The organism is Agrobacterium sp. CFBP 3001 (assembly GCF_027871605.1).
GTDB classification, from domain to species: Bacteria; Pseudomonadota; Alphaproteobacteria; order Rhizobiales; family Rhizobiaceae; genus Agrobacterium; species Agrobacterium leguminum.
Genome location: NZ_JAQAHD010000039.1, coordinates 1 through 19381 on the forward strand (window position 1 = coordinate 1; position 19381 = coordinate 19381).

Here is a 19381-nt window from a genome sequence, read left to right on the forward strand (position 1 = left end):
TGCCGCACGGTGTTGCTCCTCTTTCGTGTCCGAGATCGTCGCCAAACGCTCGAATACGAGTAGAATCAACACCGTGCGCCATGTCCACCAAATTTAAACCGGACAGCAGTGCCCAAATTCGGGGAGCACCTCAACGCATAAAAAGACCAAATATCGTCCGGCCAATCGATTTGGTATCAGGTCAGTTCAATTTGTCGGGCTCACGACGCATAAAGACAATCGCTTCTGTTTCTGAGAATTCAATCCTCTGAGGCGGATCAATCCGACGGCATTCCACGCTAGCATCAACATCCGGGAAATGTGATAAAATCTCGCTTTGTACTTCGCTCATAATTTCAAGTTCGCTATCGTCAATCGGCCCATCATAGTGAACCCTGACAAGTATTTGTTTTGCATTCCAACGGCATGTAATAGCCCGAATTTGATGGCCGATCATTCCAACAAATGCTGCCTGCGTTGCAAGCAAAACACGGGATCGAAATTCGACTATTTCATCCATTGCCACAGCCTCGACGGGACAATATGAACACCCTTAAAGCCACGGTGAATAATGCTTTTCGGTGTTTCAGTTTTTATACGGGCGGGTTTCTCGTCGTAAGTTCCAGACGATTGATTTGCTTCTACCACTCTTAGTAGAGCTTTCCTCTTTCCCAGCGCCTCTACGCGGTTTATGAGCACGCTCTGTAACCAGCATAGCAATCGTATTTCTCAATATTTAAATTTAACCCTATCTCCACATAGAGCAATACATTGATTGCTTTATCGATCTTATATGAATTATACATCAGTGGATCACTATCGCTCACCGAGAAAATACGCATAGTAGTTTGAGAATCACTCTTTTCGACCTATACTTGATTCACAAACGGTGATCCATCTCTTTCAAAGATTTCTATTACAAAGATCGTTCTTATTATTAACCCTTCGCAGTGGTTCGCCCAGGTTTCCCAGGATTCGTTTGCTCGCCGGTTTTGGGATCAAATTCTCCAAGATGCTTCTTTCCAGGCCAAACATGTCGACCGGAATGTGCTCTGTGTAACGGGTTGTAACGATTCTCTGAGAATGAACGGGGTTAATCGTGGGGAGGGTCAGCGATAAGTTCTTCAATTGTAACGTTTTTTAGTCGTTTCAAGGCCTCAAGGCAGTCGGTCCGCACTTCAGGGTTCTCTTCAACCGCCCTTCCATACCAATATTTTGCGGCATGCAAATCTCCCATCGCCTCGTAAGATTGACCAAGCATTTTACCTAAGTAACCTCCATCAAGTGACTGGTCACCGTCAGCCATGTAAAGATAGATTTTAACTGCATCGTGTGGCCTATCTAGCTTAAGAAAGCTCTTTGCTTTTTTTTCTAGTACATTGAAATCGTACATTATTTTCACTTTCTTGGTTTGTGAATTTTTACCTCAGGTTGATATGCTCGTTCCCCCAAGGGCCTTCCAAATTAATATGTGGTCCCTGCCCCCTCAAATATTGTCCTGGCGCAAGATCAAAACGCAGAATCATGCCGTTCGGAAAGATAAACTGCGTAGCTCCTTTAGGAGTGACGACCAGACGAGGAACTCCACCACCCAAGACCTCCAACCGAGAAGACAGGTCAGCAACTTGTACGGTGTCGTGCGGATTCTCTGCATCTTCTTGGCGATTTTGTGAGGCTAGACGGGATAAGCGCGTCACGATCTGCGGATCGTTCATCGCATAACCCACCGACTTCACTATTTGTCCCGCTTGTTCTGGATCCATTTGCCCTTTAGCAGCCATTTCCTGGAAGCTATTCGCAACAATTTCACTTAACGTTTTTCCGGCATTCCGAGCGATCCGAACGGTATTGCTCGACAGGTAAATTGCGCCGTCGATATGTTTATCTTTTGTAATTTCGTATGCTTTGTCGGGATCGCGATTGAGTTCGTCAAGCGGTCGCGTCGAACTGTTATCCCGCTCGAGAGCAGCCTGCTGCTCCTGGTCACGAATGACGATATCGCCTGGTCCGACGGTGGCACGTACCGTCTGGCGAGTGTCGTCGAATTGGTAGGAGCCTTCCAACGTATGATTGGTGGTGGCGTTGCCCGCCGCGTCCTTTCCACTGGAAAGATCGATACCAAGATCGACACTGAAACCTTCGTAACCCTTCTGGCCTTCAAAGTTGTCGTGGGTCAATGTGCCCGTATCGAGTATGAGGTCACCGGTTGCAGAGATGATCTTTCCGGCACCCAGATGGGTATTGCCGCCGACGGTGACGTCCATCGCTCCATTGGAAACGAGGCCGGACTGCTCAGTGATCCAGTTCGTTTCTCCAGAACCGCTGCCACCGCCAACTTGCACGCCGGACAGAAGCTGGCCTCCGCCGAGGCTGAAGCCGGCCGAGGCGGAGTGGTTGGAGTTTGTACCGGTATCTGGCACGGACAGGATCGTGAGATCACCACCGACATTGGCAGTGACCGTGTCCCCGGAGACCACCGCACCCGCGAGACGCGTATCGTTTCCTGACTTCAGAGTTATGTCACCGGTTCCGCTGACATGACTATTGACCTGAGTTGTCCTATCGGCGTTGGACTTGCCGACCGACGCATTGGCCCCGCCCGTCAATCCGGCGCTGACACCGTTGATGCCAACGCCAGCGGAAACACCGAAGTTTGCACCGCCTGACATGCTGCTCGTTGATGAGCTGTTGGTCGCCTGGGCGCTTTCGAGAATGATATCCTTGCCGGCCTTGAGCGTAATATCACCGGCTTTTTCATTGTCGGAGATCACGATCTGTCCTTCTGAACCGTAACCTGCAGCGATTTGTGCGCCATGGCTCGTCAAATCCCCGGAGACGGCCTCAATCGTTACCGACTGCGCTGCGCGTATCTCGGTCGGAACCGGGACAGAGGATTGCGCGGTTTCCCTTTCTTTCTGGTAGCTGAATCCCACGGTCAGCGACGCCGAGACAAGGTTGCCGCCCTTGGCAATCTTATCAAGCGCATCATAGGCTTTCAGCGAGGCAAAGGCAGCATTGGCGGCAGAATAGCCATCATTGATGGTCGTAAGCTTCTGTGCTGCGCCGCTTACGCTGGTAGCCGCGTTCACCACCGAGGTCGCCACCGACAGACTTACGCCCGCGAAAAACTCCTCATGCAGGCTTTCGTAGTTGGACTTGTCCTGCGCGGAAAGTAGATTGACGTTGCGCTCCGCAAGGATGGCGACATCGCGGTCTGCCGATAGCTGAGCGGCCTGCAGGTTGGCGTCTCGGCCAGCGGATATGGTTAGGTCACGACCGGCAAACAGGATGGATCTGGCGTTAGTTTCTGATGACTGACTGGTCCGATCGACCGACTTGCCGTAGCCGATACCGATCGATGCGCTGCCGTTGCCAGATTTCACCTGAATGCCGAAGCCCGAGCGCTTTTCTTTCTCCTGCGATGAGGCACTTTCTGCCCCGGGAGTGATATTGACATCACGGGCTGCCTCCAACGCGATGTCACGGCCGGCCATGATGGAAGAGCCAATGACATTCACATCGTTCTCGCGTGCCGTGAGCGTGACATCAGTTCCAGCGCTGAGCCCGGAGCCAACGTTGAGGGTGGACGACTGGCTCTTTTCTTTCTGTTCCTTGCCCCATAGCGAGAGGAAGCCGCCGCCGGAACCGGCAAACAGACCGGATTTCTTGCTGCTGCTTTCCAGCGCGTGCTGTTCCTCGGCCCCGATAATGGCGACACTATCCCCCGCGACACTGATCGCATCGCCTGCCGTGACATTCGAGCCGGCGATGACGGCGTTGCCGCCAGCATCCAGCTTGATGTTACCGGAGGCGGAAAGCTCGGAGCCTACTGTGGCTTCGTCGTAGTTGTACTGCGTCGAGCTCTTTTTCGAGAGGAAACCCTTGGATGAGGAGCTCTGCTCGAACTCCGCCGTATTCTTGCCCGACGCGATCAGCAGATCGCCGCCCGCGCTGACATTGATATCGGCTTTGTCGGTCTCGTCGCCGGCAGTCACCTTCGAGGCGGAGACGACGGTATCTCCACCTGAGACGATGGACGCGCCCTTCCCGCCACTGACCGATGATCCGACGACAGTCTCCGTTTCCGTGTGGCTCGTCGTTTGTTTGCTTCCGCCGAACAGACCGCCCTTTTTCCTGTAGGTGTAATCTATCGTGGTGGTGTCGATGGCCTCAGCGATTGTCACATCGCCGGTCGCTTTCAGACCGACCGCTCCATCAGCGGCAATCGTGCTGCCGATGACGTTGAGGTTGCCACCTGCATTGGCTGAGACCGATCCGCCCGCGGTGATCTCGGAGCCCTGACTTGTGGTTCTGACAACTGTCGTAGAACTCCGCTTGTCGCGCAAAGTGCTGGTCGTTGACCGTTCGGTGACGGAGATATTGATGTCTCCGTCAGACGTCAGGCCGAGATTGCCGCCGGCATTCACTTTGGCATTGGCGAGCAGAATGCCCTCGTCACCTTTGATTGACGCATTGCCGCCGGCATTAAACGTGCCGCCGATTGCTGCAATCGATGAGCCGGAGACGGTCAGATCACCAGCCGACGCAATCATCCCTGACGTTGCAAGCAGACCAGTATCGATCGTCACCTGATTACCCGCGATCAGCCCGCCAGCGGAATTCAATCTCTCCCTGTCATTGGCGGCGAGATGCAGTACCGGCGCAAGAACTGTCGTACCATTAACCGTCTGCCACTCATAAACGACGACGGACTCGGTGAGGCTGGCGATCTCTTCAGCCGTCAGCGGTTGGCCGAACTGGCGCTGGTTCGCTCCCAGATAGGCGGCTCCGTTATCAAGCAGCTGTTTTATCTGGGTAATCGAATCCTGTCCGGTAAAACCGGAGCCTGTCGCCAGTCTGAGCTGCTGCTCAATATATTGGTTCTCGAAATAGGCGTCCCCAAGGAACTGGATCTGGCGATCCGGCTGGTAGCCGATGCGACCAAGGAAATAGCTGGAGCCATAGAATTTGGAGACGTCAAGGAAGGCGGCGCGGGTTTCATAGAGGAACGTCTGGCCGGGAATGGTGCCGCCAAAGCCGCCGGACTGTGGGGTGGCGACGCCGCCAAGCGTGAACAGCGCTCCGCTTGCCGTCATACTGGACAGTAATGCGGTCGGATTGTTCGAAGGCGCAGGCGCTGCAACGGCAACATGGTCGGCGATCGATCCGGCAATCGCGGTATTGTTGACGGCAGCAAAGCCGGTGATACCAAGTGTTCCGCCCGAGCGGATTGCCGCTGGAACCCCACCGATCGCCTCTAGGCTTTCCACGGTTCGTCCGGGGCCGATATCCTTTGACGCATCCCGCGTTCCAAACGGGCTGGGGCCAGGCATGGAAACCTGATATGAGAATTCATGGCCTCCGGTATCGCCGCTGTCCCGCCTTTCTTCCCACTGGAAGATGACATCAGGATAATATTGGCAACCCGAGCTTTGATTACAGTTGACCGACGTCGTGCGCTGCAGCTGCAAGCCGAGATTTGTCAGCGTGCCTGTGCCAACAAGCGTCATGCCGGAGCCGGCTTCAATGTTGCTGTAGGCATTGGTAAGATCCACGGTATCGACAAAAAGCGTATTACCCGCCTTGATCGTCGCCGCGGGGCTTCCAGCCGATGTGAGGCGGTCCTCGGTCACATCACGATAGACATGGCGAATGGGGGCACCAATGACGAACTGCTTATCAGCAAAAGAGACGGAAGATGAACAATCTCCACACAGGCGTGCATAATAAGTGTCATAAGCCGACACGAGTGCGTTTGAGATTTGCTGGCTCGTATAGGTCGGAGCCACGCTTTTCTCGTTACGCAGATTTGCCGTCAGGATCGAGATATTGCGACCAGAGGAAATCAGACCTGAACTGTTGACCGTAGCAGCATTGCGCGCGCCAGAAGCACTTCCAGCAATTGTGAGGTCACGACCTGCGACAATCGCCCCCTGATCATTGGCCAGCACGCCGCCCACGAAAAGTGCCGCGTCGTTACCGGCATAGATGAGCCCCGTGGCGGTGTTGGTCAGGTTGCCGGCGATATTGAGTGTAAGATCATTGCCAGCAGCCAACTGACCGGAGTTGCCAAGTTGTGAAAGCGACAGCGTCAGATCATGGGCCGCCAGAATATTGGTAGCGCCATTCGCAGCAAGGCTACCTGCTGTGATCGCGATGTCACCTGACCCCTGAACGGAACGAGCTGTGCTGCTCGCGGTGACAGCATTGAGCCGCGCACCGGTCAGATCTGTCGTTCCAGATGAGGTGAGATCAATGCCACCTGACGTCAGCGTGCTGTTGGTGAGATTGATATTATTGGCATTGATGTAGAGCGTGCCGGATGTGGCAAGTCTGCTCCGGTTATTGGAAAGGTCGGCATTTTGCTGCCTGATCCTGATGTCGCCGCCGGCGGCCGTGCGTTTATCGAAGCTGATGACACCATTTGTCGAAGACAGCAAAACGTCTCCGTTTGCCTCCAGACTGTCATAGCGGATGTCACTGCCAGCCGAAGCCTGCAAATTCCCTTCTGCAAGCACGAGCCCGGAAATCCCCAGATCAAGGCCGGAGAGCAGAGCCAAATCACCTTTCGAAAGGAGTGAGCCCGCCGTGATTGCTCCTGAGGCCGCCGTAAGTGACATCGCCGCGCCAGACTGGGCCGTGCCGCTGATGGCAATGGAGCCAGCCCCCGACCATAGCGAAACAGGTCCGACAGCCGACGCGTCGGCCAAGGCAATACGCCCGTATGCCAGAAGGTTGAGTGCGCCACTCGCCCCGAGAGTACCGGCGACATCGATGAAGCCTGCTCCGCCATTGATCAGGATATCCTCTTCTGCACCGATAGAAGCGACCCTGGCGTCCTTCCCCGCCTTAACCGACACTGATTTTTTCGAGGTCAGACGACCGGCCGAAACACTCCCCTTCGAAGAGATGCTGACGCCGTTATTGCCGGAGGTATTGCCGATCGAAATTTTACCGTCTGCCGACAGCGAAAGCTCCCCGGCATTGGCCGCCATGTCGCCGCGCATGCGAACGCCGGCACCTTTTTCCGTGACAACCATCTTGATGCGGCCGGCCTGCATGGCCCCGAGTGCTGAACCATCGATTGCGTATTCAGGTGTTCCGGAGGTGGCATCGAGCGCTGTTGCCTCCCCGGTGGCATAATCGAACTTGCTCTTGCCGGCGGTCAGGCGCAGATCCTCACCGTAGATCGTTCCGTCGATCTGGATGGTACGGGACACGACATCGAACAGACTGACTGCACCATCACCAAGCGCAAAATTCCCACCCCCAGGGCCGAAAGTGACATCCCCTGCGTTGACCGTGAATCCATTGAGACGTCCATCGCTGCCGATGTCAGGTACACCCGTCGTCAGCGTGGCTCGTGGCGTGTTGATGAAACCGCAGCCGTCGCAGGTGATCCCGTTCGGATTGGCAATGATGACATCGGCCCTGCCACCGAACACTTCGGTCGGACCGAGAAGCGAACTGCGGTTTTGCGACGTGACCTCATTGAGGATGACGGACGCAGGGCCTTTACCTTGCAGATTTGGATTGCCGGGTGTCACGCCACCTAGTTTCGAGGTGCCCACCTCACCATTGAAGTTGTTGAGAATGACCCCCGGTGTGCCGACGTTGAAATTGTTGTATTTATTGTGCGACAGGCCCTGACCGTTGGGCCCGACGATATCAATGAGCGGCACTCCGTTCGGAGCAGCCCCTATCCCGGGGCGATTTGCAAAAGATCCTCCAACTTCCGGCGATATGTCCTGTGCGTGAAGAAGCACTGGCTGAAGCAGGAGCGTAAAACTGACAACGCTGGCAATGATTTTTTGAGCCAGCGTCCCGGCATTAGCGAACAACGCGAGGTCGGTTGTCGTGCGTGGAAGACGCTTAAACTGTGATGTCATTGTTGCTCGCCTCTCGTGGCAGACGGAATTTGGGGCTTAGCGGTCTTTTCTGCTCGTGTCGGCCGGGGATGGCTTGCTGTCGAGTTTCTTGTAGACATCTGCCAGCTTCGATTGCGGAGCTGGGCATTTTTTGCTTTTGGCAATCTCGGCAAGGACCTGATTGCGGTTACGCAATGCGTCGATTTCTAGTTTTTCCGGCGATTTCGGATCCATGAAAAAAAGGGCCGGCCAGAACAGAAGAACACCTGTCGCACCAAGGATCACGTTTTTACCCTGCGCGTCGGATCGTTCCTTCACCGTCGCCAGCACCTGCCGCTCATTGGCCTCGAACTCGCGCTTTATGCCGGCGCAGTCGAAAGCACTGTCGGCCGGATTGGTGGAAGACACCGGATGTGCAGCCCGGCCACCGCAACCGGATACGACAATAGCTGTCGCCACCAGGGCGGAGATGAAAGATAATTTGGGGTGTGAAAAGAAGAGCTGATCATAATATTCTCTTTTGAAGCTACCAGCGTGCCGTCACGCTGGCGAAAATGAGATTGCCGCGTCCGTGATTGACGCTGCTGGAAAATGTTTGGGAGTAGCCGAAATCGGCACTGATGTTGCCGCCCACGAGTTTCGCGCCAACGGTCCAACTCGCGAGATAGCCATCGGGGATATCGAAGCGATGCTGCGAGAACACACGGCCGTAGTCGAGACCGAGGTAGGGGCGCAATTCGCCCAGAACGGGCGCCACACTTGTGCCCTCCCATGGCATTGTCCACCACGTCAATTCGTTGCGGCTGAAAAATCCGTTGTTACCGAATATGACGCTTTCCCTCAGGCCGCGTACGTTGCTGGAGCCACCAAGTCCGATCTGTTCTGCGCCAAACATGTTATCGGGCGAATATTGGGCATTGAGGAGCGTCGTTAACTCGAGCCGCTGGCCAGCTGCCTCGAACGGCCGCGTTGCGCTGACAGTTGTGGTAAATTTCAGAAACCGAGGATCGGCCGTGCCGGCTCCGGGCTCGCCGGCCTCCACGGCGTCGAAGAGATCAAGGCCCTTATCAAGGGCAAAATCGAGGGCGATGACGCCACCCAGAATTCTCTGTGAACGCGACAAGCCCAGACTGCCAATCGTGTATCGACGGCTTCCCACCTCAATTCGATTGCCGAGAAGAAAGTTGTCCGTCTGCTTGTAGGTGAGACCGCCTCTGAGGGTCGTGATGGAATCCTTGTCGCGCAGAATGACGCGGTCTATGCCAAATCCAACCTGACCGGAATTGCCCGATGTTTCGATCGGTCCAAAATTGCCGGGGATGGTGCTCTCATATTCGTACCAGGACCCATTAGTTGAAAAAGTCCAGTAGCCATAAGGTACACTTGTATTGACCGAATAGCTGTTGCTGTGCCCGCGGCCATCGTCGTCCCAAGGGTAGTCCGGGCCACTACGCCCATAGGAGAACCCCAACTCATCATTGATGCCCAACAGGTCGTCTAAGCCGACGGAAACATTGGTCTGGGAGTAACCGGTACTCTCTTGACCGAGATTGTTGTTGGAAATGCTCGCATACCAGCGCTTGCGCGGCTTGTTCTCGACATTGAGGATAGACGTTCCATCTTCCTTGCCCGGCAACATCGAGGTTTTCGCGTCGTTCGATGACAGGCGATTGATCTGGTCCAGCCCCTGTTCAATATCGCGAATATTGGCCACCTCACCCTTCACGCCGGGAAAAGCCGTCGCGAATGAACCGTTTCTCGCGACTGGGTGGCCATTAAGGTAGATATTCGAGATCGTGCCTTCGACTACCACCAGCCGCAGTAAACTTGTTCCGGCAATATCCTGTGGGGGAACATAGGCGCGAGACGTCACGAATCCCTTGTCGAGATAGAGGTCGGTGATGGCATTGAGCAGAGTGGTGATATCCGCAACACCGATGCAGCGATTGTCGTAACGCTGCGTAATTTTTCCGAGCACAACGGCAGACAGACTTGTCGCGCCTTCGATCTCCACGCGCGAGATATTGAAGCATGGGCCATTGGACTTCGCCTCGCCTCCTGGTGCCCTGTCCGCACGGCTAGTGACGCCACCAGGCGTGACCCGCTTCAGGTTTTCCAGCCGCTGCAACTGTTCTTGTTGTTCTTGCCGACGGGAAAAATCGTCGGCGGGTGACTGTGCACTTGCCTGCCCTGACGCGATCAGGCTTGCAAAAAGCGAAATGGCAAAGGTCCGCTTGAAACTGTTTTGCGCGCTCCTCGGGGATTTGGCTGAAATCTGAATAGCCGGCAAAAATGCGAGCCAAAAATCAGGTAAGACTCGTCGTCGGAAACCAGGAATGAAAGCAGCAAGTGACATATTTCGGAGGCCTGCATTTGAAATGAAGTTTGTCGCGGCAATGCCGCCCATGCTTCACTCTGCAGCTGTCCTTGCTGTCGATCCCCTACCGGGTGCATAGATCAGTTCATCTGATCCAAGAAGCGTTAAAGTAGTAACTTTCTTTGCGAAACGATAGTCGCAAGTCATTTGCCGAAGGAACCGCGCACGCTGAAAATTCACGTAATAATCAATCTTGCCAACACCATGGCATGGATATTATTTTTCATCCGTGAATTTTAAGCGCGATCCGCCAATCTCCATTCGTGCGTTTTCTCGAGTCAAACAACAACCAGAAGTTATTGCAACAAGCGTTGGTCTGCAAGACCGGATGGAAACCAAAGTTAAGGGGAAACTAAAATTGTTTCTCAGATGGGATATAAACGGTGGCGAGACAACGCAATTCAATGGCTAGAACCGATAGGTCAGACCGACCACCGGTCCGCTCAGCCTCGAATCAAAAACATAACCGTCATCCGAATAATCGACATCGAGGACCTTGTAGCCTGCCGAGACGGACAGTGTGTCCGTGAAGATGTAGTTCACCGTCGCGAGCGCAGACCAGGTGAGATCCGACCCCGCTCCAAAGCCGCCGATATCGACCTGTCCCTGCACGGAGAGTTTATCCGTGAGGTTGAAAAAGGCCCGCGCGCCGATCACGGGATCAACCCACCCGAAGCTTTCCTTATACGTGGCGGATACGCTGCCGATCAGGGGATGGCTGGCAGTGACCGCCACCGCGGTGGAGATATGCCAGAAGCGGGCTCCCGCCAAGGCGTCGAGCGAAAATCCATCTGCATCCACGATCCGGTAACCGGCCTGTAATGTCGCCATGAATTCCTGCGTATCGACGTTCGCATCGATTGCCGCGCCAGCCGGAAGGGTGGGCAAACCCGGGATTTGCAGCGCCGGCAACGGCCCGGCCGCCTTGCTGTCCGTGGTGTCGACATACATTAGATCGCCGGACAGGACGAAGCGGTCATAACGGCCCCAGATGTTCAAGAACCCGCCGAAGTTGAGATCGTCCATGACGTCGGAGAACGATTTTTCCACATGCAGCGTCGGTGCGCGACGGAAGGGCGAAATGTTGCCGTTCAAACCCGTCGCCCACAGATAACCCGTTGCCTGAAACGCCCAATCGGCGCCGTCAACCCTCGCGGGCAGGGAGCCGGGTTGATCCGCGGCTGAGGCCGCGCTTGCAGAAAAAGCCATAAGGGCCGCAAAAGCTGATAATTTTAGCAATGACTTCTCCCCAACCGATCGCCTGCAGCTAAACCTATTTGACACGCCCCAACAAGTCCGATCTTCTATCATACGCTGTATTTGTACCGCGAGACCCGGAGACGTTCCCATGCGCCAGAGCACCCTTCCGTTTATTTCCGCCTGCACCGCCGCGATCTTTTCCATCGCGACGCTCACAACCTCTGTCGCGCAGGCCTGCACGCGGTTCGTCTATCTGGGCGAAAATGATCAGGTGATGACGGCCCGGTCGATGGATTGGAAAACGGATGTAGGAACCAATATCTGGGTCTTCCCCCGCGGCATGGAGCGCTCTGGCGAGGCTGGGCCGAATTCGGTCAAATGGACTTCGAAATACGGCAGCGTCATTGCATCGGGCTATGATATTTCCACAACGGACGGCATGAATGAGGCGGGGCTTGCTGCAAACGTCCTCTGGCTGGTTGAGTCGAGCTATCCCGCCTATGACGGCAAATCGCCGGGTCTGTCTATCGCGGCCTGGGCGCAATATGCACTCGACAATTTCGCGACGGTGGAAGAGGCAGTCGCTGCGCTCGAGAAAAACCCCTTCACAATCGTGACCGACAATGTGCCCGGCGAAGAGCGTCTGGCAACTTTGCACCTTTCCCTTTCGGATGCGAGCGGCAACAGCGCTATCGTTGAATATATCGATGGCAAGCAGGTCATCCATCACGGGCGTCAGTTTCAGGTGATGACCAATTCGCCGACCTTCGACCACCAGCTGGCGCTCAACGAATATTGGCAGCAGATCGGCGGCACTGTCATGCTGCCGGGCACCAACCGCGCATCGGACCGGTTTGCCCGCGCCTCTTTCTACGCCAATGCCATTCCAAAGAGCGAGAACCCTGTCGAAGCCATCGCGAGTGTCTTCAGCGTGATCCGCAACGTCTCCGTTCCCTACGGCATTACCACACCAGACCAGCCGAACATTTCCTCAACCCGCTGGCGCACGGTGATAGATCACAAACGCAAACTCTATTTCTTCGAATCGGCTCTGACGCCGAATATCTTCTGGATCGACATGACGAAACTCGATCTCTCGAAAGAAACCGGTGCGGTCAAGAAACTCGATCTCGGCCCCAATCAGATCCATATCTATTCGGGTATGGCGAATGAGAGCCTGAAGGACACCAAACCCTTCAAGTTCCTCGGGCTTTGAGGGCGCCGATCGTGCCGCAAGGCATATGAGCAATTGATTGAGAAGGCATGACGCGCCGGACAGAGATCAGAATCTGTCAGTCAGACTTGTGCTTATCGCAATCTGAGCGACCGCCCTCCTCGGAAGCCCATGTCGAAACAGCGCGGCCACCGATCCGGCGTCAACCCTGACGCCAGGTAAAGCACTGACCTTCGAGGCGATCCGGCGGGGCACAAATATCGTCAGCTCCGAGCGGGCTCCCACAATTCCACCGGATTACCTTCCGGATCATGTATCCTTGCGAAGCGTCCCACCTCCGAATCCCATTCGGCGCGGGTTTCAACCTCGATGCCGTCTGCCGTCAGCTTCGCGATAAGAGCATCGAGATCATCTACCCGGAAATTGATCATCCATTGCTGTTCAGCACGACCGAAGTATTCGCTATTTCTGTCGAAAGGCCCAAAAATCGTCATTCCGGCCTCCTGATGCCACACGGATTTATGCAGATCGTCAATGCCGAGATGTTTTTCATACCATTCGGCCAGACCGGCAGCATCTGCTGCCCTGAAGAATACGCCACCAATTCCAACGGCTCTGGCCAAGACTTTCTCCCTCTCCTCGATAACGGAAAGCATGCTGCGCAGTCGCTGCCACAATATCAAGCAGAACGGCAGTCTTAGAGGCCATTAAGACCGGTGGAGCATAGTGGCTCTGCTCTGCCGGAGCCGCTCTACCGGATCCAAAAGCGCTTTCTTCCCGCTTGCCCGTCAGCGTCGCGCGGCCTTTAAAAAAACCTCTTGACCTGAACCATGGTTGAGGTCCTAGAAGTACTGTCACCTTGTTTTCGCAAGGCTCTTTCCATGCTCTTGAGCGAACAGTTGACAAAGGATACCCCATGGCTTTCCAGCTTCCCGACCTCCCCTATGCCCATGATGCGCTCGCCCTCTCGGGCATGTCCGAGGAGACGCTGAAGTTCCATCACGATCTTCACCACAAGGCCTATCTCGATAATCTCAACAAGGCGATCGTCGGCACCGAATGGGAAAACAGGAGCCTCGAAGAGATCGTCCGGGGCACCTATGAGAAGGGTGCGGTGGCGCAATCCGGCATCTTCAACAATGCCTCCCAGCACTGGAACCACAATCTCTTCTGGGAAATCATGGGGCCGGAAAATCGTGCGATCCCCAAGGTGCTGGAAGATGCGCTGACGCAGTCCTTCGGCTCGGTCGCGCTGTTCAAGCAGAATTTCGCCCTCTCCGGCGCCTCCCAGTTCGGTTCGGGTTGGGCATGGCTGGTGGTGGATACCGACGGTTCGCTGAAGATCACCCGCACTGAAAACGGGGTCAATCCGCTGTGCTTCGGGCAGAAGGCGCTTCTTGGCTGCGATGTCTGGGAACACAGCTATTACATCGATTTCCGCAACAAGCGCCCCGCTTACCTCGAAAACTTCCTCGACAATCTGGTGAACTGGCAGGCGGTCGCCGCCCGCCTTTGATTTGAGCCCCACCGATCCGGCCGGTCCCGCTGCCCTGGGCGGCCGGCCGGATCAGGCGCAGCCGGACAGCCGCCGTCCGGCTGCAACTCTCTTCGAGCGTCTCAATGCCCTATGTCGTCACCGAAAACTGCATCGCCTGCAAATACATGGACTGCGTGGAAGTCTGTCCGGTCGAATGTTTCTATGAAGGCGAGAACATGCTCGTCATTCACCCCGATCAATGTATCGACTGCGGGATTTGCGAGGCCGAATGTCCCGCCGCCGCGATCCGGCCGGATACCGAAGCGGGGCTGCATGTCTGGCTCGACCTCAATCGCCACTATTCCGGTATCTGGCCGCGCGTGCACGAGAAAAAGTCACCGCCTGACAATGCCGACATCATGAATGGCGCTGCAGCGAAGATGTCCATTTTTTCGAAAAATCCGGGAGCGGGCGGTTAGCTCGGCACATCATGTCTCATAATCTCAGGCTGATTGATGGCGGTGTGGTCAATCACGCGCATGTTCCGCTGAAAGCTTGCGCCTCTCCGATGATCTCTCCGCGTGAATTCAAGGATTCAATGGCCGGCCTAACCTTCACCGTGGCGGTGGCCGCTGCCTGCCACGCCGGAGAGCGGGTTGGACGCACAATCACCTCCTTCATGCCGCTCAGCGCAGAACCGCCGCTTCTGATGATCTCCATCGACGCCAGCAGTCGCATGGTCGATCTCATCGCAGCGAGCCGACGCTTCTCCGTTGCGGCACTGGCTAGAGGACAGGAGGAGGTTGCCGATGTCTTTGCGGGCAAGGGAAATCACCCGGACCGGTTCAGCGTTGGGGACTGGGATGCCTGGCCGTCAGGAAGCCCCAGACTTGCCGATGCGCTTCTGTCCATGGACTGCGAACTTGTCGGTTCCATCGATGCCGCAGACCATATACTGTTCGTGGGCGCCATAACCGAAGCAATATCGGATCGGCTGCGCAAAGCCCTGCTCTGGAGCGAACGCGCCTATACCGGCACGGATCAACGTCACTCCCTCTAGATGGTCGGAAAAGGCTCCTGCCGTCGCCGTGACCTGCACGGCTGAAGAAAATCCGCGCAGTCAGTGCCTGTCGCTGTTCGCACGGGCAAAGCTGCCCGGAGCGACACCCGTTCTCCTGCGGAAAGCGGTGCTGAATGCGCTGGCGGATTCATAACCGATCTCATCCGCAATATCGTCGAGCGACTTCCGCCCGCGCATCAGCGCGTCCCTGGCAAGCGCCATCCGCCAGCGGGCCAGATATTCAATCGGCGCGCAGCCGAGCATTTCATGAAAACGCGCCGCGAAGGCCGAGCGCGACATGCCGGCGATGCCGGCAAGTTCGGCGACAGTCCAGTTCGCGCGGATATTGGCGTGCATGGCGGACAATGCGCGCGCAAGCCCCGGCAGACGCATTCCCTTCACCAGTCCCGCCGGAATTGCCTCGTTGGCCGCATTCGGCCGACGCAGCACTTCGACCAGCAAAACCTCCAGCATACGCCGGATGATCAGTTCTTTGCCCGCATCCTCGCGCGTGCATTCTTCCGCCAGCAACTCGATCAGACGCGCCAGCCGGGATGCTCCGCCCTCTTCCTTTTTGACTCATGTATTTAAACCCAATCTGTGAACGGCCGCGAACAAATGCATTCACAAATTGCAAAACTGTGATTTTCTCCGTTTTGCGCGCAAAATACCATTTCCAAGTGCAGAACGACAGGGAAAAAATGGGAAAAGGGACTTCCCGGAACGACATAGCTCATGCTCTCATATTCCAAACCGAACTCGACCGGTCACCGCGAGTACACGGTTCAACGAACACTGGACTTCTACGGGACCATCCGAACTTATCGTTTTGAAACTGACGGAAAACGAGAGATCCGTCTCGATGAGGGGATTACCCTAAGCGTAAGCAACAACATCCTTATTTATACCCAGATCGGCGGCCCCATTGGTTTCTCAGGCGAAATATCAGCGCTGAGGGTAAAATACGGCCTGACTGATAACTATCGTGACCTGAATTTGTCGGCCGAGTTGGACAAGAAAATGTGGCTCGTCGATACGCAAAATGATGGCGGCGTGATTTCCTATAGCGTCAACAACCTGAAACAATTGCCCCACGTGCCGGGAAGTCAGAGGGCAGCACCGAGAGAGCAACTGATTGCGTCACCTTTGAAGGGACCAGGTATTTTGGTCGCTTCTGGATCACTGGTTCACAATGTAGCGGCGCGCTCAGATGATTCTTCCGATGTCGATGTTCAACAGGAAGACGAAGACATGCCAAGAGCGATGGCTTTGTGCCCGCAAGGCCAACCCTGCCACTGGTCTATTAATTGTGGCATGACCGTCGATTGCTTTTGTGTTCCCAGTGGTAGGCCATATGGAAAGTTTGCTTATTTTGAGTGCTGAATTGCAGGAGCGACCCGTGCAAGCTACCCGACTTCTGCCGAAGGATCAGGCTCCGCCGTTAAGAGTAGGTGGCCCCGCCGCCGTTCTGACAAAATTCGATCGATTGAGCTTCGTAGTTTTGTGGAATCTTGACTGCAGCGGATGCCTTCCTATCGTCCAGGAACTCGCTGAGATCGGTGCTGAACATAACGTGCCGTGTCACGGTGTCGCGGTAATGGTACGGGATACGAACGCTTGCGCATTGGCTATCGAGCAAGGGGCGTCAAAAGCGATACTTGCCTTGGAACAACCCGGCTCGCAGAGTTCGGCGTTATTCCGAGGGTTGGTCACGAGGACGTGGCTGGAGGCGAGTGGACAAGGCGGCCTACCCGCGGGTTTTGTGATCGACAGCTCGAACTCAATTATCTGGATGGGAGACCCGAACGATCTAAAAGCGGATCTTCCATCCATCTTCGACGGAAGCTGGAATGTCGATGCCGCGAGGGAACGATGGGCATCACGGGTGGCCACCAGCGATGTCAGAAAGCTCCAATTGGGCCGGGATCTGTTTGACAGACTTGCCTTCGGAGATTTTAACGAGGCGCTTGAAATCATCGAAATTATGGAACGTGAGCTGCCATCCGTCTCGGGTGAAACTGATTTTTGTATTTTCAAACTGACGGCATTGATCGGATTGGACTACGATACCGCAACAGAATTTTACGAGGATTGTTCGGCACAGTTTATCGGAAACGTCCAAGCTCAAGCCGGATTGGCGAGTTGCATTTTCGCCCGGATGCCATCCAATAAAAAAGCCCTGTCCATTGCGATTTCGCGACTGACGGCCACAGAGGCGACTTTGCAAAACAACACCGATGGCCGTCTCGAAACGGACTATCTTCGTATCACGCTCAGTTTGACGCTGGCAAACGCGCATAAACGGTATGGTTCGAATGAAGCAGAGGATTACTTCGACCGCGCGTTGGTTATGTCGCAGACTGAAAAGGTCCCAGAGCGCGTTCGTTTGAGGATCGCCAATGAAATAGAGAGAATTCAGAATATCAATGTTTGACGTTTGGGCATATGATCCGAAACAAAAACCAAACCGTTTTTGAGCGCGCAAATTGGACACGAAAACTTATTATTCAAGCCGGTGGTTTTCCATTTTTGGAGCGGCAATTTTACTTCCTATGACATGGGTCCTATTCTCTATTTCGACGTTGAGTCATATTTCAGGTGTCTTCTTCGGTCTGCTGTCTTTGATGTTTGCTTGGTTCTCGACGATTTACCTTTCTAGCATATTCAGACGCTCCAAGGTCACCCTCGCGCCAGAAGGGTTCACGGTTCGGCGCGTGTTAAGCAAGCCTGTTTTTGTCGCGTGGCAGGATGTGAAGTCAGTTCATACCATATATATTCGGGGTTTGTTTCCAGTCGTTACATGGCATCCCAAGCGAAAGCCCGAACGGTCACCTGTGTTGAGTTTTTTATTCGATGGTCGAGCGTTCCCGGTCCGCTCAGGGTTTTATGCAAACTCTTTTCTCAAAGAGTTAGAGAAGTTTCACGAGGCTTATGGTGGCCCACACGGCCAAGCGCTCGGAGACCATTAATTCGATACGTGCTGGACATTCGACAGAGCGACGTTCTTGGTCGGGCAGACGCGCCAAATCCTCGTCCAGTTTGCTCAGCCGTATTCATCCATCGAGGTTGATTTTCGTCCTGTTGGTTTGTCCAAATCAGGAGCGTAGCGTATAAAAAGCTTTCCGAGGAGAAGAACCGTGGATTTGTTGAACACGCCGCCTTTGTCAGCTAGTTGAGTGTCATGGAGGTTCGGTTGCCGGCGTTATCATACTGGTAGATCCCGGAGTTGCCCGTAGGATTGGCGTCTCCTCGAATTCCGCCGACGCTGTCGTATGTATAAGTTATCGTTCCCGGTGTCGCAGCTTCGGCGAGTTTAGGCGTAGGTAGAAAAAGATAGCTCACAGCCGCAGTCACGACCGCTGCCGCGCACGTAAGGTAGGGCAAATATTGCCGGATCACTGAGGCACGGTGGGTCATGCGAACTCCTGAAGTTAGCGCGGAACTCTCACAAATATTGCCATTTGAGATCAGGCATCGATCATAGTCCGGAAATGTGTGAAATTCAATCCATCCGTGTAGTCGCTAACTTAATATTCTTTTCTCTAAATACGCGCCACACGATTTGTCTGGCGGATTCGGAAAAATTATATTTTAAATCAATTAGTTGTTGCGAGACTTCGAGTAATTTTTGAATATTTCTTGATCCTGTGTTTTAGCTCAAAGAATATTGAATTCGCGGCCTCAAAATAAAAAATCAACTAAGGATTGACAACGCTTCCGTCATCAGACACCGTATGATCATGTACTAATGAACTTTGGGGGATAGTACATGACACTCCATGCTAAAGCACGAGCCATGCTTGTCGCCGTCACGTTGACGGGGGCATGCACTGCATCCGCACAACAGGCATCAATTCCCGATCAACCGTTAATCGGCAACCTGAAGATGCCGTCGATGACGCCGGAGCAGGCCGAAGAGGTTCTCAAATCTCGAAAACTGCCCCCAATTGACCCAGTGCCTGTCGCGGCTCAGTCGCGAACGGGCAATCAGCCGCTCATGAAATTTAATATCAAAGCTATACTTGGGCATGAGTTGCCGGAAGGCGATACGACGCCACACGGCATGAAGCGCGCCGATTTCGCTATTGCTTCACCCGACGCGCCAGCGCTGGAAAGCAAACTGCGCAACGATGCGCTAGAGCAGATCCTGTTCAATCCGGGTCATATCCTGCAGCCCTGAAGTAGTTTGCGCATTCTGCGGATGTGAATCGGGGGATCAATGTGCCGACGGCATCCCATAGGGCGT

General features: G+C 54.7%; 14 protein-coding genes and 2 pseudogenes. 7 read left to right on the forward strand and 9 right to left on the reverse strand.

Annotated elements, in window-relative coordinates; translation table 11 throughout:
- Positions 1-181: 181 nt before the first annotated feature.
- The 7 genes and pseudogenes from PH605_RS24720 to PH605_RS24745 all read right to left on the reverse strand — a co-directional run bounded on the left by PH605_RS24720 (position 182) and on the right by PH605_RS24745 (position 11433).
- Positions 182-499 (reverse strand): hypothetical protein, encoded by a 318-nt coding sequence (locus PH605_RS24720; RefSeq protein ID WP_142846618.1) that lies wholly within the window; start codon positions 497-499, stop codon positions 182-184.
- A 417-nt stretch (positions 500-916) separates the two neighbouring features.
- Positions 917-994 (reverse strand): annotated as a pseudogene (locus PH605_RS25425) (colicin E3/pyocin S6 family cytotoxin); the annotation flags it as partial.
- Between the two features lie 78 nt (positions 995-1072).
- The gene (locus PH605_RS24725; protein WP_142846616.1) at positions 1073-1372 is read right to left on the reverse strand and encodes a hypothetical protein; all 300 of its coding nucleotides are present in this window, start codon (positions 1370-1372) and stop codon (positions 1073-1075) included.
- 28 nt (positions 1373-1400) lie between these two features.
- The gene (locus tag PH605_RS24730; protein ID WP_237680978.1) at positions 1401-7868 is read right to left on the reverse strand and encodes a hemagglutinin repeat-containing protein; all 6468 of its coding nucleotides are present in this window, start codon (positions 7866-7868) and stop codon (positions 1401-1403) included.
- A 36-nt stretch (positions 7869-7904) separates the two neighbouring features.
- Complete coding sequence (locus tag PH605_RS24735; RefSeq protein WP_142846614.1) at positions 7905-8318, reverse strand: hypothetical protein; 414 nt, start codon at positions 8316-8318, stop codon at positions 7905-7907.
- Between the two features lie 55 nt (positions 8319-8373).
- Complete coding sequence (locus PH605_RS24740; RefSeq protein ID WP_142846612.1) at positions 8374-10254, reverse strand: ShlB/FhaC/HecB family hemolysin secretion/activation protein; 1881 nt, start codon at positions 10252-10254, stop codon at positions 8374-8376.
- A gap of 378 nt (positions 10255-10632) precedes the next feature.
- The gene (locus PH605_RS24745) at positions 10633-11433 is read right to left on the reverse strand and encodes a hypothetical protein (protein ID WP_142846610.1); all 801 of its coding nucleotides are present in this window, start codon (positions 11431-11433) and stop codon (positions 10633-10635) included.
- 139 nt (positions 11434-11572) lie between these two features.
- Between PH605_RS24745 and PH605_RS24750 the strand changes: the two genes are divergently transcribed.
- Positions 11573-12640 carry a linear amide C-N hydrolase gene (locus PH605_RS24750; protein ID WP_142846608.1) on the forward strand — a complete coding sequence of 356 codons (1068 nt, stop codon included), beginning with the start codon at positions 11573-11575 and terminating at the stop codon, positions 12638-12640.
- 221 nt (positions 12641-12861) lie between these two features.
- Here PH605_RS24750 and PH605_RS24755 read toward each other — a convergent pair whose 3' ends face one another.
- Positions 12862-13221, reverse strand: coding sequence for a VOC family protein (locus tag PH605_RS24755; protein WP_125146011.1), 360 nt, complete (start codon positions 13219-13221; stop codon positions 12862-12864).
- A gap of 293 nt (positions 13222-13514) precedes the next feature.
- Here PH605_RS24755 and PH605_RS24760 point away from each other — a divergent pair, with 293 nt between their 5' ends.
- The 3 genes from PH605_RS24760 (at position 13515) to PH605_RS24770 (ending at position 15135) form a co-directional block, all read left to right on the forward strand.
- Positions 13515-14114, forward strand: coding sequence for a superoxide dismutase (locus PH605_RS24760; RefSeq protein ID WP_142846606.1), 600 nt, complete (start codon positions 13515-13517; stop codon positions 14112-14114).
- Positions 14115-14218: 104 nt separating this feature from the next.
- Positions 14219-14554, forward strand: a complete 336-nt coding sequence (fdxA, locus tag PH605_RS24765) for a ferredoxin FdxA (protein WP_080857963.1) — start codon at positions 14219-14221, stop codon at positions 14552-14554.
- Positions 14555-14565: 11 nt separating this feature from the next.
- Positions 14566-15135 (forward strand): flavin reductase family protein, encoded by a 570-nt coding sequence (locus PH605_RS24770; protein WP_161988026.1) that lies wholly within the window; start codon positions 14566-14568, stop codon positions 15133-15135.
- A gap of 60 nt (positions 15136-15195) precedes the next feature.
- Here the strand turns inward: PH605_RS24770 and PH605_RS24775 are convergent.
- A pseudogene (locus tag PH605_RS24775) lies at positions 15196-15702 on the reverse strand (helix-turn-helix domain-containing protein); the annotation flags it as partial.
- Positions 15703-15870: 168 nt separating this feature from the next.
- On the opposite strand from PH605_RS24775, the gene PH605_RS24780 reads away from it, so the two are divergent.
- From PH605_RS24780 to PH605_RS24790, 3 genes are all read left to right on the forward strand, one after another.
- On the forward strand, positions 15871-16518 hold the full coding sequence (locus tag PH605_RS24780; RefSeq protein ID WP_080857962.1) for a hypothetical protein: 648 nt from the start codon (positions 15871-15873) through the stop codon (positions 16516-16518).
- A complete protein-coding gene (locus PH605_RS24785) occupies positions 16490-17569 on the forward strand; it encodes a hypothetical protein (RefSeq protein ID WP_142846604.1) in 1080 nt (359 codons plus the stop codon). The genes PH605_RS24780 and PH605_RS24785 overlap by 29 nt, the downstream gene beginning before the upstream one ends.
- A gap of 1335 nt (positions 17570-18904) precedes the next feature.
- The gene (locus PH605_RS24790) at positions 18905-19315 is read left to right on the forward strand and encodes a hypothetical protein (protein ID WP_142846603.1); all 411 of its coding nucleotides are present in this window, start codon (positions 18905-18907) and stop codon (positions 19313-19315) included.
- The last annotated feature ends 66 nt before the right edge of the window (positions 19316-19381 follow it).